Here is a 22955-nt window from a genome sequence, read left to right on the forward strand (position 1 = left end):
TCCTCCTTCCATCCGTTGTTTCCTAATGTATAGATGTCATTCACGATTCACCCAAGTCCAGGTCCGTGCAAGTCCCTGGGCAATTCTACGGTTCATGGCACTATTTCCGAAGTATCCCCCATGGCTGAGCGGATTCCAACTCCCGATCCAGCCACCCGAGTTAATCTCTATATCCTCCTTAACCGCGACTTCATAAGCCGGATCGATAGGCCTTAAGGGATATCCAAGAATATCGTCCCGATCATAAAAATTAACCCATTCCCCCTCCAGCCCGGGAAAGTACTGCTGGGCCGCCATGGAGGATGGCACCATAATCGGACTGCTAAAATCATGATAACGAAGACTCCAAAGTGGAAGCGTCGTTCCAAACGAATAGAAATTGGTTAGCGTGTCTCCCCGCTCCAAAGCAGAGGTTACATCCACGATCGATGGGACACGACTGGATGGAAACTGGAGATCATAAAAAAAATTGCTGGCAATGACAGCGCCTAGGCTGTGGGCAATCACGCAGAGCGGAGTTTCGGGTCCGTTCCGCTGTGCAAGTGCGTGCAAGGCCTGGTTGAGAGTACGGTGTACCGCGTCATAATTGTGGCCTTGATGCTCAACAGGCTGATAGGCAACGGCATCTGCCAAATAGTGAATAACAAATCTGCGCAATACCTGATAATTCAACCGTTGAGAGCTTACAAGCTGCTGGAACAGCGCTTCTTCCCTCTCTTCAAAGACGTCCGCCCAGAAGACCGGCTCAATATCCAAATAGTTCTCCGCTGCACCACGCATGACCATCACTTGATCAAATTCCTTATGCAATCGCGAAATCAGTTTATCCGCATAATCATCCTTTTGCATACCCAGCCCATGTACGACCATCACTGCCACACGAGTCATGGCTCTCCTCCTATCGTCCTCAGCACTAGGAACTCTCCTCAGAACCATATGAATATTTCATCCGTAACATGCATACACACGGAGATCAACGGTAGTCTATTTCAAATTTTAGTTATACATAGTGTATCATGACCCCAAAGAAAAACGAACCAGTTACAGGCTCACACACCTGTACTGGTCCGTCTTTAATAGAAAGAAAACGAATAATCTTATAAGCTCAATGGATTATTAGCCCTTCAAATGAACGGTTAATATACCATTGCGATTCGATGAAACGTCACCTGTAGTAACTTCCACCCGATCAACCATATCCTGACCATCCGGAATAATGATGGGTGTAATGAGCGGATATCCAGCAGCTTCAATAACATTACGATCAAATTCAAGCAGCGTCTGTCCGGCTCTTACGTGTTCACCAGCTTCGACATGCATGTTGAAGCCCTCGCCTTTCAGCGATACGGTATTGATCCCGACATGGATCAGAATTTGCAATCCACTTGCATGTTCTAAAATGACCGCATGTTTGCTTTTGATGACATGTGCAACTTGTGCATCGAACGGGGCAACCACCCGATTGCCGGAAGGTTCAATCGCTACCCCTTCACCCATCTGTTTCTCGGCAAAAGCTGGGTCCGGAACCCGGTCCAGCGGTACTGCTTTTCCTGTTAATGGAGCCATGACTTCCAGCGTGTTCACGGGTTCGTCGCCCACTTGTGCGTTTGTACGAGTACGTTCTGCTACGGCTGCATCCGCATTGGAATCAGTCGCATTGCCTGCGGAGACTGGGATTGTTTTGCTTTCGGATACAGCTTCAGCATTATTGCTGCGGTCTTGCTTTCTCAGCTTCGCTCTGCCGAAAATCACCGTCAGGACGAATGGAACGATGAGCACAATTGCCATGCCGATGAAGAATACGCCCCATTTGTTCGGGAAGATGGACAGGAATCCGGGAACTCCGCCTACACCGATGGAGGTTGCCTGAACATTATTCATGGTCAACAGAACGCCACCAATGGCTGAACCAACCATACCGAAGATAAACGGATAGCGGTAACGGATGTTTACCCCGAAGATTGCAGGCTCCGTAACCCCGAGGAAAGCGGACACGGACGAAGTAGCCGCAAGTCCTCTCATCTTCTGTTCGCGCAGTACAAGCATCATCGCTAGCGCTGCAGAACCTTGTGCGATATTGGACAGCGCCAGCATCGGCCACAGGAAGGTACCTCCCTGACTACCAATCAACTGGACGTCAACCGCCAGGAACGTATGGTGCATACCGGTAATAACCAGCAATGCATACAAACCACCATAGATTAGACCACCAAGCGCTGCATAGGATTCATAAATATAAATCAGGCCTGATGTAATCGCATTCGCAATCGCGAATGTAACCGGTCCGATGATCGTGAACGCAAGAAATCCCGTAATAAGTAATGTTACAGGTGCAACGACAAGCAATTTGACAGAGTCATGCACTCTTTTATTCAGGAAAATCTCAAGTTTGGCCAGCAGATAGGCCGAAACCAATACCGGCAGTACTTGGCCCTGATAACCAATTTTCTCAATGTGCCAGCCGAAGAGATTCCAGGTCGGCACAGTGCCTTCGTTTACTGCATTGGCATAACTATAGGCACTCAGCAGATCAGGGTGTACCAGGATTAGCCCAAGCACAATCCCAAGCAGTGGACTTCCGCCGAATCTTTTTACCGCTGACCAACCAATCAAGGCAGGCAGGAAGGTGAACGCCGTGCTCGCAATGGTATTAATGATGGACGCGAGGTCCTTCCATGCCGGATAGACGTCAACCAGCGATTGTTCATCAAAGAATATGCCCGGCCCTGTCAAAATATTGTTGATTCCGAGCAGAAGACCTGCCGTAATAATGGCAGGCAAGATCGGAATGAAAATGTCCGAGAGCGTTTTGATTGCGCGTTGGATCGGATTTTGCTTTTTGCCGGCCGCTGCCTTCACATCGTCCTTGGACGCACGGTCGCCGCCTGTGATCTGGATCATCTCATCGTATACCTTATCGACTAGTCCAGGTCCGATCACGACCTGAAACTGTCCTTGCGATGAAAATTGTCCTTTGACCAAATCATTCTGATCCAAACCTTCCGTATCCACTTTACTCTCATCATACAAGGCGAAACGGAGTCGTGTGACGCAGTGAGTCGCAGCTTCGATGTTTTCTTTTCCCCCGACAGCCCGAACGATCTCCTCAACCTGTTTTCTATCGATTGCCATATTGTCACTTCCCATTTAGATAATGTGAATTAGTCCTGTTGTGGTACAAGCCACATATAGGATGCGTACGGACTGAGTGAGATGACCTGTTCCAATGCAGGTGCCACCTCTGTGTTGCCAATGAGTAATTCAGCTGTTTTACCGGATACGTGATCATTCCAGACAGCAGACGGTAGAGAGAAGGATACCTCTCTCTTGCTAAAGTTGGACACGACGATCAATGTTTCATTACCGTTCGTTCGTGCATAGGCGAATACTTCCGGATGTGCATCATCCAAGCGTTCATATAGACCGTCTGTCAGTACGGCAACCCGTTTGCGCAGAGCAATAAGCTTGCGGTAGTGATAATAGATGGAATTCGGATCTGCCAACTGTTCAGCTACGTTAGTCGTTGGATAACGTTCATCTACTTTGATCCAAGGGGTACCTGTTGTGAATCCGGCGTTCTTGCTGGCATCCCATTGCATTGGTGTACGGGAGTTATCTCGGGAGCGCTCTTTCACGATTGCAAAAGCTTCTTCCGCTGATTTTCCGCGTTCTTCCTGAAGTAAGCGGTACATATTGGTGGATTCAATATCCCGGAACTCGCTTACATCATTCCAGACGGGATTCGGCATTCCGATCTCTTCACCTTGATACACATAGGGTGTGCCCTGCATGCCATGGATGGTTGTTGCCAGCATTTTGGCACTCTCGGCACGGTAATCCCCATCATCTGCGAAACGGGACAGTGCTCGCGGCTGATCATGATTGTTAAGGAAGAGCGCGTTCCAGCCTCCACCAGCCTGCATTCCTGTCTGCCATTCACTGAACAAGCGTTTCATCGCTTCAAAATCATAAGGCATCAATTCCCACTTCTGTCCATTGGGATAATCCACCTTCAAGTGATGGAAATTGAACGTCATCGAAAATTCACGGGAAGCCGGATTCGAATAGCGGATGCAGTGTTCCAGCGTTGTAGAAGACATCTCTCCAACCGTTACCATGTTATAAGGGCCAAATACTTCCTCATACATCTCGGTAATATATTCATGTACGCGTGGTCCGTCCGTATAGAACTTGCGTCCATCCCCTGGTCCTTCGCTGCCGTCATCATCAGGAAAACGCTGATCCTTGGAGATCAGGTTGATGACGTCCATGCGGAAACCGTCGACACCCTTTTCTGCCCAAAACTTGATCATGTCCCGTACTGCCTTGCGAACCTGTTCATTTTCCCAGTTCAGATCGGCCTGTGTTTTGTCAAACAAAGTCAGGAAATACTGCCCTGTCTGTTCGTCGTACTGCCATGCCGGTCCACCAAACTTGGACTGCCAGTTGTTCGGTACTCCGCCGTCCGGAGCCGGATCTTTCCAAATGTAATAATCCCGGTATGGATTATCCTTAGAAGAACGCGCTTGCTTGAACCATTCATGTTCCGTTGACGAGTGGTTCACTACAATATCGATCATCAGTTTCATGTCACGGGCTTTCAAGCCCTTTAATAACTCATCAAAATCTTCCATCGTACCAAAGTCCGGATTAATCTGGTAATAGTCCGCTACGTCGTAACCATTATCATTCTGCGGAGATACATATACCGGCTGCAGCCACACAATATCGATTCCCAGATGCTGCAAATAATCCAGCTTCTCGGTCAGCCCCCGAATATCCCCGGTACCTGAACCCGTGGTGTCGTTGAAGCTCTTGGGATATACCTGATACACCGTGGAGGTTCTCCACCACGATGAGGAAGTTGTATCGTTTGAACTCATGTTAACGCCTCCAATAAATTGTAATGCTCATGATCGATATCTCAGTTAACTACATTTCTATATTACATAAGTAAACATGTATATACAAGTTGAAACTACAATATACCTAGAAAATTCCTCTTCTACACATTCCCCATTAATGTTTGCTCTGTAACAACAATTTTGAAAGAGATGTTCGCCAATTCTCTGATACGTGTATCTGAGCAACAAAAAAAGGCGAATAACACGTCGTTCAAATGACGTGTTATTCGCCTTGACCTTTGCTCATTCAGGTCGTCTATGGAGCATCGGTTGCTATGAAAAGCTCTTGTTCAAAAAGACTAAATGAAACGATGATTCAGTCAATACAATTAAAGCGTGATCGATTCGCCTGGTGCAAGTACCTGACCTTTCAGTCCTTTGGCAGCAAGCTGCTGTACAAACTTCTCCGAATCCTGACGAATAACCGGGAATGTATCATAGTGCACTGGAATGGTCAGTTTTGCGTTAAACCACTCTGCAGCTTGCAGTGCATCTTCTGGGCCCATTGTGAAATGTCCGCCAATAGGCAAAAAAGCTACGTCAATCTGATGACGGTCACCAATCATTTTCATATCGCCGAACAAGCTTGTATCTCCGGCATGAAGAATGTTTTTACCGCCTATGTTAATGATAAATCCTGCAGGCAAGCCTGCGTACATGATCCGCTGCTCCTCTTCAAGCACAATTCCCGAAGTATGAAAAGCCTGAATCATTTTGGCCTGAGCAAAATCCAGATCTACTGTTCCGCCCATATTCATACCAATCGTATCCAGCCCTTTCCAGGACATGTATGTAGCCAGCTCCACGATTGCAACCACTTTGGCATTGTTCGCTTTAGCAATCGGTTCGGCGTCGAGAATATGATCCATATGTGCATGCGTCAGCAAAACGGCATCGGTTCTAATGTCTTCCGGCTTGGTAACGGCCAGTTCATTGCCGCGCAGGAACGGATCGATAATTAAAGACTTCTCCTCCGTACCCAATTGTACGCTGGAGTGCCCGTGGTACGTAATGTTTAACATCTTAAGTCCTCCTGATCGATTCGATATGAGCATCCTCTATTCCACTGTATTCACATCCATTTTAATCGCATTTACCTATTTCATTATAAATCAAACCATTATGGGGAAGCAAAATGCTGCTTTCAGGATTGCAGTCGGTATACCCTGGCTTCATAAGGCTGGAGCAGAATGGTGCCTTCATCCGTCGAGTACCGTCTTTTCACATTGCTGATGGCCAGCTTGGCACGATCCTCTGTCCAGCCTTCCGGCCAGTGCATCTCGGGTTCATTCCCCCGAAAATTCAGGATAATAAGCATCTTTTCGTCCCCAAGTGTACGTGTATAGGCATAGATGTCCGGATCATCCGGCAGGAGGAGTTCATATTCACCATAGATCAGCACCTTGCTCTTCTTCCGGAGGGCAATCAGCTTGCGATAATAATGCAATATGGAGCCGGGGTCATTTTCAGCGGAAGCCACATTGATTTCGGTATAGTTATCGTTAACCTGAATCCATGGCTCGCCTTCCGTAAACCCTGCATGCTCACTGTCATCCCATTGCATGGGTGTACGTGCATTATCCCGGCTTTTCAGCCAGATGGCCTTCATAATGTCATTTTTATCCCGCCCTTGGGCAATATAGTGCCTGTAATAATTCATCGTTTCAATGTCTCGATACTGCTCGATATTCGGAAACGCAACATTCGTCATGCCGATCTCCTCTCCCTGATAAATGTAAGGCGTTCCTTCAAGGGTAAGCATCCATGTAGCCAGCATCTGGGCAGACCGAACCCTGTAACGGCCATCATCTCCGAAACGGGAAACCGGGCGCGGCTGATCATGATTACCCATATAGTTAGCATTCCAGCCTCTGCCGTGCAGGATCGTCTGCCAGCGACTCATGATTTCCTTGAGTTCGGTCAGCTTCCACTCCCTGTAATTCCACTTCCCAATCCCCGATGATTTGGCGTCGACAAACATATGCTCAAACTGAAACACCATGTTCAGTTCGTTACGATCTGTTCCCACATAAGCAAGGGCCTGCTCCGGGCCCAGACCTGACGTTTCCCCGACGGTCATAGGACCGTACGGCTTCAGAATCATGTCGTTTAGCTTGTTCAAAATGGAATGCACCTGTTCCAGGTTGGAGAACAGCTGGTATGCTGGAACAACCGGCAGATTGTCAGGATTATGTGCACTGGGCAGCCCTTCAGCCTTGGCAATATGCGCTACCGCATCAAAACGGAACCCGTCCACCCCTTTTTGCAGCCACCAATGCACCATCTCATACATCTCCTCGGCCATCTGTGGATTATTCCAATTCAGGTCAGGCTGATGCTCCGAGTACAAATGCAGATAATATTCATTCGTTTCGGGATCATGCTTCCACACGGACCCGCCAAAATAGGATTCCCAGTTATTCGGAACCTGACCGTTTTTACCTGACCGCCAAATGTAATAATCCCGCTTGGGGTTCACTTTGGAGGAACGGGATTCGGCAAACCAGGCATGTTCATCCGATGTGTGATTCAGCACCAGATCCATCATGATTTTGAGTCCTCTGCTGTGAGCCGCTGCGAGTAACCGGTCAAAATCCTCCATCGTGCCGAATTTGCGCATAATGGCATAGTAATCGCTGATATCATAACCATTATCGTGTCCGGGAGATTCATAAATGGGACAGATCCAGATCACGTCAATCCCCAGATCCGTCAAATAATCAAGCTTCTCATAAATGCCTTGCAAATCACCGTGACCATCACCATCCGAATCCTTGAAACTGATGGGATAGATCTGATACACAACACTCTCTTTCCACCACACGATGTGGATCACCCCGCTTCCGCTCTTCACTAAATTTCCGTCCATTACGTTAGCATGATTCCCATATCTGTCATGAGCATATGTCCTTTCAGGTGCAGAACAACCCGTTAATATGTTTTATCCGAAATGTCGTCTGTATAAACACAAACGTGCACCAAAGCACACAAAAAAGACCAGAATGAGTTCCCGCCTTAGTGGCAGACTTCTATTCTGATCTCCTTGTCTTTATGAACTGTATGAACAGACGGAATGCAATATAACCGATCCAAGCACCTAGGGTATTCAGGATGATATCATCCACATCAAACGAACCCACACGTAAAGCCAGTTGTGCCAATTCAACGGCAAGCAGCAGCAAAATAACGGTCCGTGTAAATTTCAACCCCGTTCGGCATGGACGGAACAACCACGGAATCCATATGCCTAGCGGAATAAACAATACGATATTACCGAACAGGTTTTTCACCCAGGCTTCCGTACTGTACCTTTCCCTTTCTAGTAATAAGGGTCCGATCGTCTCGAGCGGAACAAGATTGTATTGATAATGATCCCCTGAAGTCCTTCCATGGATAAATAACAAATTCCCCATTATCCATATATATGCCATTGCAAAAACGGCAACCAAGAGCATGATCCAGGGCTTGTAGATTCCCCTCCCTTTTTGCATGTACCAGTATCCTCCGGGAGTTATTGCCGCAGCGCGGCTCCCTTATTTTACCGGAATATAGATCTTCATGTCCAACTGCTCCGGTGTGGATCTCCACACATCGGTTATCTCGAAATCAGGACCTTCTCTGCGCTCATAATTGGACTGAGGCAACCAGCTGCCATAAATCATTTTGCGGATATCCTGTCCAGAACCATCCACGGTGAATTCGGCGTACAATCCACCAGGAATCTCAAACGCCGTATAACCTGGCTGAAGTGCCGGCGCATCAGATGAAGTCTCCTCACCAACAAGAAATGTGAATGCACCATCATCCTCAAAGTGGCAGGCGATGCCATAGGCCAAATCAGGACGAGTCCGTTCAGGGATATTCATAAATTTCTGTTCTGAACCAAAATCATGATAAAATCCCGGGATTTCGCTATAATGCTGGTCGTTATTCAAGTTCGTACTGTATGCGTAACCTATGATTTGGATGGCCTCCATGGTTACAAAGCGTGGTTTGTTCATGTTAAACTCTCCTCCCAGCCGGTTTCGATAGTCATTAAAGTCAATGCTCCGCTGAATCTGTGCAGAACCGGGCAGCTCATTCAGATTGCGAAAGCGGGCCGGTGTCATTCCCCAATGGGCAGTAAACGCCCTGGTGAAAGCTTCCTGGGATTGATAACCCCAGTTCAAGGCCACACGGAGGATGCCATCTGCCGAGTTCAGCAATTGCCGTGCTGCTTCAGTCAATCTGCGTTTGCGCACATATTCGAGTACGGTAAAGCCAGTGATCGCCTGGAACAAGCGCTGGAAATGAAATGCGGAAAAGCCCGCAGCTGCCGCTGCCTCCCTCATGTTGAATTCATCTTGCAAATGCTTCTCGAGATACCCAATAGCCCGTTGGATTTGCGAGTAATGATCCATAGCGAGTGATTTCCCTTTCTTGGTCGGAATAGAGATGAATGAAGTCCCCTTGATTTGATTATCACTTAACGGAAGCTTATTTTTTTGATATTGCGTGCGGTAATAAACCCTTTTCTTCAAATAAAAAAACACGACAAAGTCCCCTTTCAACAAGGGGACTCCAACTCTAAATTTATTAACCTCAGCCTTTCCAGTGTCCCGACACCGGATGAATACCCCAGATATCGGTAGCATATTCGCTAATGGTGCGATCACTGGAGAAGATACCGGATTGTGCTGTATTCAGCATGGTTTTGCGTGACCAGCCTGGTACATCACGATAAGCCTTGTCAATGGCCGCGTGAGCATCCGCATAGGCAGCAAAGTCACGTAATACAAAATACTCGTCTCCATGCGCCAGCAGTGAATCATAGATATCCCAGAATTCACCTTCCCGACAACAGAACGGTCCTGGATGAACGAGCTGTTCTACCACTTCGCGAATGCGTTCATCCTGCTGCACAATCTCGTTTGGACGATAGCTGCCTGAACGATAATAATCCAAAACTTCATCCGCTCGCAGACCGAAGATAAACATATTCTCTTCTCCAACCTGTTCAGCCATCTCCACGTTAGCCCCATCCATCGTACCAATGGTTAACGCACCGTTCATCATAAATTTCATATTGCCCGTACCCGAAGCTTCCTTCCCTGCAGTGGAGATCTGTTCACTGACGTCAGCGGCCGGAATGATTTTTTCAGCCAGAGAGACGGAATAATTTTCGAGGAAAAATACCTTCAGCCGGTCATTCACAGCCTTATCCCGATTGACGGTATCCGCGACCGTGTTGATCAGCTTGATAATTTTCTTGGCAAAATAGTAACTTGGTGCAGCCTTCGCTCCAAAGATGAACGTACGGGGCACGATATCAAATGACGAGTCATTCTTAAGACGGTTATACAAGTGCATGACATGTAAAATGTTGAGAAGCTGGCGCTTGTAGCCATGCAGCCGCTTCACCTGTACATCAAAAATGGAATCCGGATTCACGGCCGTTCCGGTATGATCCAGAATGTATGCAGCGAGCCGCTCCTTATTCTCGCGTTTGATGGACTTGAACTGCTGCTGGAAGGAGGCGTCCCCCGCAAATCCAGCGAGTTCATTCAATCTGCCTGGCTCGGTGATCCATTCACTTCCGATCGTATCGGTAATCAGGTTGGACAGTTTGGGATTTGCATGCATCAACCAGCGACGATGCGTTATCCCGTTCGTCTTGTTGTTGAAACGCTCCGGATACAAGGCATAGAACGGCGCCATCTCCCGCTCCTTCAGGATTTCGGTATGCAATGCAGCCACACCATTAATGCTATGACTGCCGACAATCGCCAGATGTGCCATCCGAACCTGATCGTTCGCAATGATAGCCAAATGTTGAATCCGCTCCTGCTCTCCCGGATAACGATCTAGAAGCATGCCGCAGAAACGTTTGTTAATCTCTTCTATGATCATATAAATGCGTGGCAGCAGCTTGCTGATCATGGATACCGGCCATTTCTCCAGAGCCTCACTCAGCGTCGTATGATTAGTATAGGAAACGGTACGCGTCGTAATATCCCAGGCTTCGTCCCAACCATAACCCTTCACATCCATGAGAATGCGCATTAATTCCGGAATGACCAGCGTAGGGTGAGTATCATTGATGTGGAATGCCACCTTGTCGGGTAACCGGTCATACGAAAGCTCCAGCTTGTTGAATGTACGCAATGCACTCTGTACGCCGGCAGAACACATGAAGTACTGCTGTTTCAAACGAAGCAGCTTGCCCTCGTACTGTGAATCGTCCGGATATAAAAACTCGGAAATCGACTCCACCGATCGACTGTAATCCAGGTAACCGTAATAGTTCGAAGGGGTATCCAGCGATGTTTCCCTCTTCGGCTCCGCACTCCACAGGCGAAGCGTGTTCACATGTGGCTGACCGTATCCGAGGACAGGAATATCGTAAGGGACCGCAACGACGGATTCGGCATCCTTGGTCACAAAATGATAATGCCCATCCTGTTCATAGGCCTCCACCCGTCCCCAGAACTGGACCTCAACCTTTTTGTCCGGGCGTCTTACTTCCCATTCATTACCCTTATCGAGCCAATTGTCCGGAAGTTCTACCTGGTTGCCACCAATGATTTTTTGCTCAAACAATCCGTATTTATACCGGATACCACAACCATGGCCAGCATAACCGAGAGATGCGAGCGAGTCCAGAAAGCACGCCGCCAGACGGCCCAATCCGCCATTGCCCAAGCCCGCATCCGATTCCTGTTCCTCGATGTCCTCCAGCGAGAAGCCCAGCTCGGCTAGACTGTCGCGAACCAGTTCCAGTTCATTCACATTTAATAAATTGTTGCCCAGCAGACGTCCAATCAGGAATTCTAGCGAGAAGTAATAGACCTGTTTATCCTGGCGCTGCTTAAATCCCTGATTCGACGCTGCCCAGTCCTGACCCGCATACTCACGAATCATGCTGCCCAGAACGTGATAGACGTCTTCCTTCGTGGCTTCTTCAAGTGGTTTGCCTAATTTGCTGACCAGATTCCGCCCAAAAATACTCTTGAATGTTTCCTTGTTGTCAAACAAAAGCAGGTTCCTCCCGGTGAAATTCTGTAGGATGGTTTATTTCATACGCTTCCCTGCTCAAATCCGGCAAGTGGCCGTTCCGGTTACGAATCGTTCTTCCGATCGCCGTTATCCCTGGATTTTTCCAACTTTTTATAAGGTGAAAATCCAGGGATAAATGCGAACGCTTTGCTTCTCCAGAATCGACTTCGTCCCCTTCACTACTTCTGCTCTTTACTGCTTGAGCATTGCAATTGCGCGTATAACCATCCTTCAGAATTTTTATTTTATTTATAGATGATATCGGTTAACAGCCGATATTAGATAATAGTACTCTTCGCCAAGATATATGGGTTCGACGGGTCCCCGATGAGCGTCTGTCCACCAGTCAGCTTCACGTCTTTGTCCAGAATGACATTCTCCAGTACCGCATCTTCACCGATATAACATTTTTGCATAATAATTGAGCCTTTAATTCTGGCTCCCTTGGCTACGTGCACCCCCCTGAACAAAATGCTGTTCTCCACTTCTCCGCCCACAATACATCCGTTGGCAAGCAGTGAATGTTTGACCTCGGCAGTGTCGAGGTATTTGGCAGGTGCCTCGTATTTAATCTTGGTCTGAACGGGTTCCTCTCTGAAAAGTTGCTCATACAATCCCGTATTCAACAGCTCCATACTGTTTCGATAATAACTATCAATGGAGTTAATCACGGCGTGGTAGCCCTCATAAGCATATGCGGCAATTTTTAATCCATCCGGATTTTTTTGAATGACATCGCGGAAGAAATGGCTCTCGCCATGATCAATGCAGCGCTGGACCTGGCGCAGGAACAAATCCTTTTTCATGATAAAAATTTCTGTATATATATTCGGGTGTTCGGCGCTTTGGTGAATGTCCACCACATTACCGTTCCCGTCATGTTCAACTTTGACACAGGCATCGTGCTCAGGCAGCAGTTGATCCACTCTTTTGCAAATCAGTGTCACGTCTGCTCCCTTATTCACATGATATTGATAGACATCCTGCAGATCTGCTTTGGTCACATGCCGACTACCGGCATGAACCACATATTCCCCCGCACCGCGGCGGAAGAAATCGAGATTATTGTGAAAATGCTGCAAATCCCCCTGTGACGTATCCGTTGGATCATTCCAGTCCGGCGGCAAGATAAACATGCCTCCATGCTTGCGATCCAGATCCCAGGGCTTGCCGTCACTCAGGTGATCCATTAACGAACGATATTTACGGCGGACAAACACACCAATACTCTCAATGCCCGCATTCATCATGTTGGATAATACAAAATCGATCAGACGATAACGCCCGGCGTAAGGCACCGCGGCTCCGCAGCGAAAGTACGTCAATTCCTTCAATTCCTCAAGTTCGTGATCAAGGTTAATAACACCGATTAATGGCTTCATCGCATGCACCGTCCTTTGGGCTCAGATTAAACTTTCGTTGTCATTCCCTGTTGAAGCTGACGTTCCAATTCTTCATGGTCCACAAGCAATACGTCACTTTCATCCTCAGGCGCAGGAGATAGATAGGCTCCATCAGGAATGACCAGCCCTTCCGCAATAATGGCTCTGTGAATACGGACATTCTTACCGATCTTCACCCGTGGCATCACGACAGAATCAATGATGGAACTCTGCTCTCCAACTTCCACCCCGTAGAACAGTATGGAGTGATTCACCTCACCATGTACAATGCTGCCTTCACTTATAATGCAATTCCGCACCTTGGCCGCAGGCGAAATATACTGCGCGGGCTGATTCGGATTGCGAGTGTAAATACGCCAATCAGGATCATTCAGGTTGAGCGGTGTTTCCTCATCCAGCAGATCCATGTTGGACTCCCACAAACTGCGGATGGTACCTACGTCTTTCCAATAGCCTTCAAAAGGATAAGCGTATAAGGATTTTTCATTTTCAAGCAATAAGGGAATGATGTCTTTGCCAAAGTCGTATGAGGTGGATGCCTGTTGTTCGTCCTGGATCAGGAAACGTTTCAGTACATCCCACTTGAAGAGATAAATACCCATGGAAGCAAGTGTGCTTTTGGGTTCTGGAGGCTTTTCTTCGAATTCGTAGATGCGGTAATCATCGTGGGTGTTAAGTAGCCCAAACCGGCTGGCTTCTTCCAGCGGAACGTCAATAACGGATATGGTGCAATCTGCGTCCTTTTCCTTGTGATACCTGAGCATTTTTTCGTAATCCATTTTGTAAATGTGGTCGCCTGAAAGTATGAGTACATGCTCTGGATCGAATTGTTCGATGAAATTCAGGTTTCGGTATATCGCATCCGCCGTGCCTCGATACCAGCTGCTCCCGTCTTCACGCTCATGTGGTGGAAGTACATATACTCCGCCATTTTTGCGGTCCAGATCCCAATCGCTGCCGATGCCGATATATGAGTGCAGTACCAGAGGTTCGTATTGTGTAAGTACACCAACGGTGTCGATGCCTGAGTTGGAGCAGTTGCTTAGAGGAAAATCAATAATCCGGTATGTCCCGCCAAAATATACAGCAGGCTTAGCGAGTGATTTGGTCAATCCTTTTAACCTTTTGCCTTGCCCTCCTGCGAGCAGCATCGCTACAACTTCTTTTTTTGCCATCATTACAGCCTCCTCCACGCGCATTCGTTCTAGTTCATTTCAGAGCCCATAATCCCATATTCTGTTGTGTGGACGCTGTTGTCATGATTAGGAGCATGCTGTACAGACAAACCGTGTACCTTGATATGAATCTCGATCGAGATTGCAACGGAACGTCATTCATTGTCATGTCTGAGTAGGATGATTATTGCAGAGTAGCCTTGACTTGCTGTGCAGAGGTGATTGGTGGAATCGAAATTAACATGTACCCCGTGATAAATGCAATCCATAATCCTAATTAACATTAAACACGAAACGGGCTGGGGAATCTTGCTGGAATCGTAAGACAAAAGTTCAGGCCGATATCACTCCTTTTTTGGATACTTCTGTGATTAGATTATTGTATTCGCTGTAGGGAATCAAAATCCTTTTGCTTTTGTACGATTGATTAAAATGGAAAAATAAGTAACCTCCCACATTGTGGCATGGCAAAAAGCCAGGACTTCGCCTGGCTCATCTGCATGCTCATTTATTGTTTCTGACATACTCTATTCGGGGTGTTGATATTCGTATCTATATAATTTTGCGGAAAAGCTCTATCACTTCTTCTCTTGAAGGCTGATACGGATTGCCGGGGGCACAGGCGTCTTTCATCGCGTTATCTGCAAGCAGCTCAAGATCGGGATCCGTTACGCCCAGTTCGGACAATTTCTCGGGAATGCCCACTTCCCTGGAGAGCTGGCGAATAGCGTCAATGACATATATGGAGCACTCTTCATCACTCTTATCCTTTACATTCATGCCGATGGCTTTGGCGATATGCCGGAATTTACCGGGCACATGCTTCGCGTTCATCTCCTCCACATAAGGGAGCAGCATGGCGTTACATACGCCGTGCGGCAGATCGTACACACCTCCGAGTTGATGTGCCATGGCATGCACATAGCCGAGACCCGCATTATTAAAAGCCATTCCTCCCAAGAAGCAGGCATAGGTCATGTGCTCCCTGGCTTCAAGGTCGCTCCCGTCTCTGACCGCTCGCGGCAAATATTCAAAGATCAGTTCAACCGCTGCGGCAGCGGTCGCGCTGGTGACTGTAAATCCACCAGGTGTCACCATCGCTTCCACCGCATGAGTCAGAGCATCCATGCCTGTTGCTGCGGTCAGACTGGCTGGCTTGCTGAGCATCAATTCCGGATCGTTCACTGACAGGGAAACCAGACTGTTCCGGTCCACCATCACCATTTTCACCTTGCGTTCCTCATCTGTAATCACGTAGTTAATGGTCACCTCACTCGATGTACCGGCGGTCGTATTGAACGCTACAAGCGGTACAGACTTATGATGCGATTGATGCAATCCTTCGTAGTCCCGAATATGTCCACCATTGGTAGCGACAATGCCGATGGCTTTGGCTGCGTCCTGGGGTGAGCCTCCGCCTATCGATATAATGGCATCACAGCCATGTTCCTGATACATTTTGAGGCCTTCATGCACATTATGACACGTTGGATTGGGTTGTACTTCATCATATACAACGTAGTCTAACCCTGAATTTCTTAATATAGACAGTACCTGTTCAGCTACACCGGTAGAGATCAACTGCCGATCACTAACAACTAGTGCTTTGTGAATAGCCATGCCCTGAATCATCTTGCCTGCTTCCTGTAAACATCCCCTACCCATCAAGTTCACGGGCGGAACATAATAAGCATGTGTTGCCATCTGAACCAGCCTCCTGTAACCCCTGATTTACTGTCTTTAGTGTAACTGAATCCGTTTTCAGATATAGTGAAATAAATCACATTCAATGCAAAAATGTTACATTCCACAGTGCTTGTGCTAGAATCGCTCCTTCCCTTTTAATTTCACAAATGGTAGCTGCATGCAAAAAAACGGCCTGAAACCCAAAGGTTCCAAGCCGTTTTCCCAAAAATTATTATCTTATCATCTACCGTCAGCACTGTATGGTGAGATAGGTATCATGTTTGAATAAAACTTACTTACAGAGCTTTATCGTCTACTCCATCCAGCCATGCTTCAATATCACCGATCACAGAGGAGACACAACCGTCCTCGAATGGGGATTTGAGACCTGCCAGTTCAACCAATCCTGTGAAGGAGAGGCTTCCTCCGGCTTTGCACAGCGTCAGATAATCAGCCCATGCAGACTTCATGTCCTGGTTACTGCGTTTCCAGAATTGGAAAGCACAGATCTGAGCCAGCGTATAGTCGATGTAATAAAACGGCGAGGAGAAAATGTGGCCCTGCTTGTGCCAGAATCCACCTTGCTCCAGATAGGCATTATCCTTGTAGTTGATGTGCGGCAGGTATGTTTTTTCAATGCTGCGCCATGCCTGTTTGCGCTCAGCCGGTGTTGCATCCGGGTTAGCATAGACGAAGTGCTGGAATTCATCCACGGCAACGCCATACGGAATAAAGAGCAAACCGGAGGACAAGTGATCAAACTTGTATTTGTCCGTATCTTCCTTGAAGAACAATTCCATCCATGGCCAAGTGAAAAATTCCATGCTCATGGAATGGATCTCTGCCGATTCGTAAGTCGGCCAGTTATATTCCGGCACCTCAAAGTGACGGCTCTCATACACCTGGAACGCGTGACCGGCTTCGTGTGTCAGGACATCGATATCGCCGGAAGTACCATTGAAGTTCGAGAAAATAAACGGTACTTTGTAATCATTCAGGAAGGTACAGTATCCTCCGCCCTGCTTGCCCTTTTTGCTAACCAAATCCATCAGTTCGTTCTCCGTCATCATCTGGAAGAACGTATCCGTCTCGGGTGACAGCTCAGCATACATTTTTTTACCATTTTCAATAATCCAGTCCGGATCACCTTTTGGAGTCGGGTTACCTGTCTTGAAGCTGAAACCCTGATCATAAAAATAGAGCGTATCCACACCGATCCGGCTGCGCTGACGCTCTCTGAGCTTCGTGGCAACGGGCACAATATAATCACGAACCTGCGCTCTGAAGTTGGCGACCATCTCGGCGTTATAGTCGGTCCGATTCATGCGATCGTAACCAAGCTCCACGTAGGTTGGATAGCCTAATTTTTTTGCGATCTGCGTACGCACTTTCACAAGCTCATCGTAAATGCGATCAAATTCCGCTTCGTGCTCAGCCATGAACGCATATCTTGCTTCCGAAGCACGCTCCCGCATCGAACGGTCTGTAGACAGTTCAAACGGATGCAGCTGTGGCAACGTACGTTCTTCGCCTTCAAACGGAATTTTGGCAGAAGCAATCAATTGATTGTATTCCGTGGACAGTTTGTTCTCTTTCTGAAGGTCCTCAATAATTTCCGGGCTAAATGTTTTCAGGGACTGATCTGCCAGCTGGAACAGCTGTTTTCCCCATTTTTGCTCCAGTTCCGCACGGAATTTCGAGTTAACCAGTGCCCGATAATAATCGGTGATGTATTCTTGAATAATCGGGGAGCTTTCATCCAGAAATTCGTTTTCTGCTTTGTAGAACGTATCATTCGTATCAATGGAGTGACGGATATAGACCAATTGCGCCATTGTCTCAAAATCACTGCGCAGTGCGTTAATCTGATCCATGAATCCGCTCTGCTCTTCCACCGTAGCCGCTGCTTCGAAGCCTTTCAGAAGCTCACGGAAAGATGTTTTGATTTTTTCCAGATCGGGACGTGTATACGTATATTCACTAAATTTCATTTATGTACACCCTTTCCTGTTAGGCATATTTCGGGAAATATCCCGAGTTGGACTAATCCCTATTATACAAAAGAGCAGCCTAAAAATCCCATCTTTACGAAAAATATTTGTCCATCGGTCAAATTGTGCAACACCTTTCGTTATATATATTACGCACTTATGTAAGGTACAAACATCTTATAGAAGTAACGAAATGTACAGCTCATCAGGAAAACAATCTGCCAAAAACAAATAAACCTGCCTCGCATACGCGCGAAGCAAGCTTATGGCTTGTCTCATTCCATGTAATTTATGGTTTAGCTTTTGTCTTTGTCAAGAATCTGAAAGAACCAGCCCATTCCGGCCATTCCCACAACCATTACTGCAATTAGAATAATGATGTATGTCATGAATGTACCCCTCCCTGCATCCGATTGATCAACATACTATAACCAGTTTACACGTTGAAACGCCTTTTGAATTGTCCTAACATTGACAAAAATACGACATCTTTAATTTTAATTCTAAACTAGTATTGCACAACGATCGGAACAGCATCCAAAAGATCCTATTGAAGTTCTATTCCAATGGGGGTGACTTACCAGAAGTTTCATCCGCCATATTTCCGGTGTATACTATAACTCTATGATTAATAAAAAAATGGATTTAATGCAGCATGGGCTTATGCAAATCGCTTACTTAGAAAGGTTGAAATCAATGTCGAAACGTATTCCCTTACGTCATCTATTTCTTACAATTATGCTTGGTCTCACACTGGTAATTCTATCGGCTTGTGCCGATGGAGAAGCCCATCTGACCGTCAACTTGGATGGTTCAACTGATCTGGATATCAATCTCGGCGTAACCGAATCCGCGCTCGGGAAGATTGGACAGGACAATCTGATGCCCCTGCTCGAGGATGTCCTGAAGAGAAACAACTTCCAGGCGGAGGTCGTCGACGAAGGAGAACGGAAGCAGCTCTCAGCAACAACCCATTATGAAAAAAGCAGTACAACCGCAAGCTTCGATATGTCCCAGCTTCCAGAAGGTATCCAGGTTGAGCAGACAACGGAACCAGGCTTCTTCACTTCCAGGTTTCACGTTACCGCAACCGCTGACCTGATGGAATCCATGCCGGATGGGGAGATCAAGGATCAGATCAACAAGGTGCCCAGCTTCCTTAAAAACCTGCTGCTCAAAGATGTGAACTTTGATTTCAAATTGAGTCTGCCGATCAAAGCCGAAAATTCCAACGCAGACCTGGTTGAAGATCAGGGGAAGACACTTACCTGGCACATTTCTCCCCTCCATTCGAATACACTGGATCTGACGGTACAGGTTCCCAACATTCGTAACATTATCATTACCGCAGTCATGGCTTTGATTGTTGTCGCTGCACTGCTCATCTGGTTTTTTGTCCGTCGCAAACGGACAAGACGCCGCCGCATGGGATAACTTACCCGGCAAATGTTAAAACTGGAGCATAATTGGATGTTTGACTTGCCAAACCGTGTTATGGATAGTAGAATACATCCGTACTGTGTGAACGGTTAAATTTATTATGGAATAACTAAAGAGGTGACAGGTTTCATGAATATCCGGGAATGCCCACTGCCTGGTATCGGAGTTAAGTACCAGTTTGATACAAAGAGCGGCAACCAGCTGGTTATTATTAAACACGAAGATGGACGCCGCGAATTGTTCTCCGTTGATCCTAGCGATCAGGAAGAACTTACATTAATTGCGGAACTGGAAGATGATGAATGCGTAACCCTCTCCGGGTTGATCGGAGGATGGTCCTGATCCTTTTGGACGTGGACTATGGTTATAAACCAAGAAACCTGCCCCTCTAACCGGGAGCAGGTTTCTTGGTTTTACCTCGCTTTTTCTCATCATTAATGTCCCACATTTTAGCGATGAGCCCGGATATAGGGTACCCAGGTGCGCAGTACACGGGTAATTTCGGATGAACTGAACGGCTTGCTGATAAAATCCTGCATTCCGCATTCCAGGCATGCTTCACGATCACTCGCACCCGCGAATGCCGTTATTGCAGCGATGACCGGTATCTCGGGATGACTTTGTCTTATTTTGCAGGTTGCTTCGATCCCGTCCATGATGGGCATTTTAATATCCATGAAGACGATATCGTAGGATTCCCTCTCGAGTGCGCGAACCGCTTCCTCTCCATTCTCAACGATGTCACACACGCCCCCGAGCTTACGCAGCAACTCCTCCATCAGGTGGCTGTTTACAGGCTGATCCTCAGCTATCAAAATGCGAATATTTGCTGCCAGCAGGGATGGATCATCATCGCTCCAAGTGTCATCTGCTGCCTCCATTCCATCACCAGACTCGTCCTGCCACTTCTCAAGCAGCAGTGTAAAATGAAATTCGGCTCCCTTGGAGATTTCACTATGCACCCCAATCGCACCATCCATTAATTCAACCAGCTTTTTGCTAATTGCAAGTCCAAGACCGGTTCCACCATATTTGCGATTAATGGCCGGATCAAGCTGGGAGAAGGATTGAAACAATTGATGCTGTTTTTCCATGGGGATGCCGATTCCCGTATCTTTTACGACAAAAGAAAGCTGGAGTTTGTTCGGATCACCATCTTCGGCGGCATTTGCATCCACGCGAATCTGAATGCTGCCTTTCTCCGTGAATTTAACCGCATTGCCCACCAGATTGATCAGAATCTGACGAATTCGGGTTTCGTCCCCCCTAACACGCTCAGGAATCCGGTCAGACATCTCCCAATACAGCTCTATATTTTTTTCGGCAGCTTTCAGGGCAAACAACTCTACAACATTCGCCAAGATCTCCTGGATATCCACTGCGTCGCGCGACAGATCCATTTTACCAGCTTCAATTTTGCTAAAATCGAGTATTTCATTAAGAATGTGAAGCAGCGACTCCCCACTATCGATGATGATCTCTGCGAATCCGGATTGCTCTGCATCAAGCTCTGTTTCTTTTAACAGATTGGCCATACCCATAATCCCGTTCAGTGGTGTACGCAGCTCATGACTCATAATTGCAAGAAATTCGGATTTGGCACGGTCCGCCTGCTCGGCTGCTTCCTTGGCACGAATGATGTCATTTACCGAAGTCATATCCCGGATCACCAACACCCCTCCGCGGGTATTTCCTTGATCCATAATCGGTTTCAGCTGAAATTCCGCGAGGAAGCTGGAGCCATCCTGCCTCCAAAAGATGGATTCCGACCTAGGAAGACTGCGACCTTCACGCACAGCCTTTACTATCGGTGTTTCATGGACAGGATAAGGGATGGCCTCGTTTTGCATCTGCAGAATAATCTGTTCGAAGTGTACACCTTTCATCTCGGTTGGACAGAAACCCATCATCTCGGCAGCAGCGGGGTTGGCAAATATCAGTTTCCCGTTCTGATCGAGTCCAATAACCCCTTCAGACATCGCATTAAGAATCAGGGCACGTTCATAGCTTAGATTCTCGATTTCCTCCACATATCTTTTGGACTCCGTAATATCACTTGTGATTCCGTACACGCCAACAACTCGATCCTCGAGGATAATGGGAACATTGATAACTCTGGTTTCAATTCGGCGTCCGTCTTGGTGGATCAGCCCGATCTCATAGCTTTGGGCTTCTCCTTTGACAGACTCTTCAAAATGATATCGGGTCTTGGCCAGATCCACCGGATCAATCAAATGATCAAAGGATTGACTAAGCAGCTCCTCCTTGGAATGTCCCGTCAATTGTTCCTGGCCGACGTTCGCTTTCAGCAAATTCCCTTCCAGATCAAGCGAAGCTACGCCTAATGGATTACAGTCAAAGAGTGACTGATACTCCTGTAGACTCTGCTCCTGCTTTTTGCTCGCCGTAATATCCCGGGTGACTGCAATCATCTCCTGCAGGTTTCCTTGCTGGTCATAAATATAGTGAGTTATTGTATCTGCCCACACCACAGAACCGTTCTTGTGCTGCAGACGATAACTGATACGGTCCGGTGCCAGACCTTGGATCTGTCCTGCAACATAAGCCTCAACAAGAGGAATATCGTTCGGATGAATACAGAATAATCCCGATTGGCCGACAATTTCTTCTGGCTTGTACCCCAGCATTCCAAGGCTGGCCGGTGAAACATATTTGAAGGTTCGTTCCTGATCGGCGTGATGTATAGCAATCAGATCCAAAGAAGACTCCGTAAGCATGCGAGCGATTCGGGTGCTCTCCTCCAACTGTTTGCGCTGCTCAAGCAAATGCTGCTCCGATTCCTTTTGTCTCGTAATATCCGCTGCCTGCACGAGCAGATAGAGAGGATCATTGTTCACTTCATCTCTAACTATACAAGCTCTTATGGTCGACCACAGTAGAGTACCGTCTTTACGTTTCAAACGGACTTCCGTCTCATACATCTGGCTTACTCCGTTGCTCATATCCCAGAACTTGGCCTGGAATTTCTCTATCTCCTGGTCAGCATCATGGATTATATGTGCAAACGGTGAGTCAATGAGCTCATGTTCACTGAATCCCAGCATCTCACAGAACGCAGGATTAAGTTGCAGCCAACGTCCATTTACGTGTGAAGCGACAGCAATGCCGATTGGTGCATATTTGTATAATTGCTCAAACAGAGAGCGACTCTCTGTAATTGGATTCGACACCGCTTATCCTCCTTTTTTCAAATTATTCTTTCATTCATATTATTCGTAATCAACAGCTTGTGCTGTACATAACTTCATCTATAGAGTAGTACCCCAAATGGGATGAGGATTAAACGATATTCAATGAATC

General features: G+C 47.1%; 15 protein-coding genes. 2 read left to right on the forward strand and 13 right to left on the reverse strand.

All coding sequences use genetic code 11. The features are described from left to right. Nucleotides 1-36: 36 nt before the first annotated feature. The 12 genes from ABGV42_RS08580 to ABGV42_RS08635 all read right to left on the reverse strand — a co-directional run bounded on the left by ABGV42_RS08580 (nt 37) and on the right by ABGV42_RS08635 (nt 18194). Nucleotides 37-888, reverse strand: coding sequence for a chemotaxis protein (locus tag ABGV42_RS08580; RefSeq protein ID WP_347381300.1), 852 nt, complete (start codon nt 886-888; stop codon nt 37-39). 228 nt (nt 889-1116) lie between these two features. Beyond that, complete coding sequence (gene treP, locus ABGV42_RS08585; protein WP_347381301.1) at nt 1117-3132, reverse strand: PTS system trehalose-specific EIIBC component; 2016 nt, start codon at nt 3130-3132, stop codon at nt 1117-1119. A 29-nt stretch (nt 3133-3161) separates the two neighbouring features. Then, complete coding sequence (gene treC, locus ABGV42_RS08590) at nt 3162-4883, reverse strand: alpha,alpha-phosphotrehalase (RefSeq protein WP_347381302.1); 1722 nt, start codon at nt 4881-4883, stop codon at nt 3162-3164. 350 nt (nt 4884-5233) lie between these two features. Then, nucleotides 5234-5926 (reverse strand): metal-dependent hydrolase, encoded by a 693-nt coding sequence (locus ABGV42_RS08595; protein ID WP_347381303.1) that lies wholly within the window; start codon nt 5924-5926, stop codon nt 5234-5236. Nucleotides 5927-6048: 122 nt separating this feature from the next. After that, a complete protein-coding gene (locus ABGV42_RS08600) occupies nt 6049-7773 on the reverse strand; it encodes a glycoside hydrolase family 13 protein (RefSeq protein ID WP_347381304.1) in 1725 nt (574 codons plus the stop codon). A 160-nt stretch (nt 7774-7933) separates the two neighbouring features. Continuing rightward, entirely contained in the window at nt 7934-8395 is a 462-nt protein-coding gene (locus ABGV42_RS08605) for a VanZ family protein (protein ID WP_347381305.1), read from the reverse strand. 42 nt (nt 8396-8437) lie between these two features. Further along, the gene (locus ABGV42_RS08610; protein ID WP_347383184.1) at nt 8438-9304 is read right to left on the reverse strand and encodes an AraC family transcriptional regulator; all 867 of its coding nucleotides are present in this window, start codon (nt 9302-9304) and stop codon (nt 8438-8440) included. A gap of 181 nt (nt 9305-9485) precedes the next feature. Further along, nucleotides 9486-11918, reverse strand: a complete 2433-nt coding sequence (locus ABGV42_RS08615) for a glycogen/starch/alpha-glucan phosphorylase (protein WP_347381306.1) — start codon at nt 11916-11918, stop codon at nt 9486-9488. Between the two features lie 299 nt (nt 11919-12217). After that, on the reverse strand, nt 12218-13321 hold the full coding sequence (gene glgD, locus ABGV42_RS08620) for a glucose-1-phosphate adenylyltransferase subunit GlgD (RefSeq protein ID WP_347381307.1): 1104 nt from the start codon (nt 13319-13321) through the stop codon (nt 12218-12220). Nucleotides 13322-13347: 26 nt separating this feature from the next. Beyond that, nucleotides 13348-14517: a glucose-1-phosphate adenylyltransferase gene (locus ABGV42_RS08625; RefSeq protein WP_347383185.1), complete on the reverse strand. Its 1170-nt coding sequence runs from the start codon at nt 14515-14517 to the stop codon at nt 13348-13350. Between the two features lie 552 nt (nt 14518-15069). After that, on the reverse strand, nt 15070-16221 hold the full coding sequence (locus tag ABGV42_RS08630) for an iron-containing alcohol dehydrogenase (RefSeq protein WP_347381308.1): 1152 nt from the start codon (nt 16219-16221) through the stop codon (nt 15070-15072). Nucleotides 16222-16499: 278 nt separating this feature from the next. Continuing rightward, nucleotides 16500-18194: a M3 family oligoendopeptidase gene (locus tag ABGV42_RS08635; RefSeq protein ID WP_347381309.1), complete on the reverse strand. Its 1695-nt coding sequence runs from the start codon at nt 18192-18194 to the stop codon at nt 16500-16502. A gap of 696 nt (nt 18195-18890) precedes the next feature. Between ABGV42_RS08635 and ABGV42_RS08640 the strand changes: the two genes are divergently transcribed. Both ABGV42_RS08640 and ABGV42_RS08645 read left to right on the forward strand, forming a co-directional pair. Further along, nucleotides 18891-19628, forward strand: coding sequence for a hypothetical protein (locus ABGV42_RS08640; RefSeq protein WP_347381310.1), 738 nt, complete (start codon nt 18891-18893; stop codon nt 19626-19628). A 135-nt stretch (nt 19629-19763) separates the two neighbouring features. Beyond that, nucleotides 19764-19976 (forward strand): hypothetical protein, encoded by a 213-nt coding sequence (locus ABGV42_RS08645; RefSeq protein WP_095287562.1) that lies wholly within the window; start codon nt 19764-19766, stop codon nt 19974-19976. Nucleotides 19977-20083: 107 nt separating this feature from the next. Here ABGV42_RS08645 and ABGV42_RS08650 read toward each other — a convergent pair whose 3' ends face one another. Next, nucleotides 20084-22825, reverse strand: coding sequence for a PAS domain-containing hybrid sensor histidine kinase/response regulator (locus ABGV42_RS08650; RefSeq protein WP_347381311.1), 2742 nt, complete (start codon nt 22823-22825; stop codon nt 20084-20086). Nucleotides 22826-22955 lie beyond the last annotated feature (130 nt).

The sequence above is a fragment of the Paenibacillus pabuli genome, assembly GCF_039831995.1.
Lineage (GTDB): Bacteria > Bacillota > Bacilli > Paenibacillales > Paenibacillaceae > Paenibacillus > Paenibacillus pabuli_C.

Bases quoted from the DNA above. Each gene is read 5' to 3' on its own strand.
- ABGV42_RS08640 (WP_347381310.1), top strand. From the start codon at position 18,891: ATGTCGAAACGTATTCCCTTACGTCATCTATTTCTTACAATTATGCTT.
- ABGV42_RS08635 (WP_347381309.1), bottom strand. From the start codon at position 18,194: ATGAAATTTAGTGAATATACGTATACACGTCCCGATCTGGAAAAAATC.
- ABGV42_RS08630 (WP_347381308.1), bottom strand. From the start codon at position 16,221: ATGGCAACACATGCTTATTATGTTCCGCCCGTGAACTTGATGGGTAGG.
- ABGV42_RS08600 (WP_347381304.1), bottom strand. From the start codon at position 7,773: ATGGACGGAAATTTAGTGAAGAGCGGAAGCGGGGTGATCCACATCGTG.
- ABGV42_RS08610 (WP_347383184.1), bottom strand. From the start codon at position 9,304: ATGGATCATTACTCGCAAATCCAACGGGCTATTGGGTATCTCGAGAAG.
- glgD (WP_347381307.1), bottom strand. From the start codon at position 13,321: ATGAAGCCATTAATCGGTGTTATTAACCTTGATCACGAACTTGAGGAA.
- ABGV42_RS08595 (WP_347381303.1), bottom strand. From the start codon at position 5,926: ATGTTAAACATTACGTACCACGGGCACTCCAGCGTACAATTGGGTACG.
- ABGV42_RS08580 (WP_347381300.1), bottom strand. From the start codon at position 888: ATGACTCGTGTGGCAGTGATGGTCGTACATGGGCTGGGTATGCAAAAG.
- ABGV42_RS08625 (WP_347383185.1), bottom strand. From the start codon at position 14,517: ATGGCAAAAAAAGAAGTTGTAGCGATGCTGCTCGCAGGAGGGCAAGGC.
- ABGV42_RS08645 (WP_095287562.1), top strand. From the start codon at position 19,764: ATGAATATCCGGGAATGCCCACTGCCTGGTATCGGAGTTAAGTACCAG.
- ABGV42_RS08605 (WP_347381305.1), bottom strand. From the start codon at position 8,395: ATGCAAAAAGGGAGGGGAATCTACAAGCCCTGGATCATGCTCTTGGTT.
- treP (WP_347381301.1), bottom strand. From the start codon at position 3,132: ATGGCAATCGATAGAAAACAGGTTGAGGAGATCGTTCGGGCTGTCGGG.
- treC (WP_347381302.1), bottom strand. From the start codon at position 4,883: ATGAGTTCAAACGATACAACTTCCTCATCGTGGTGGAGAACCTCCACG.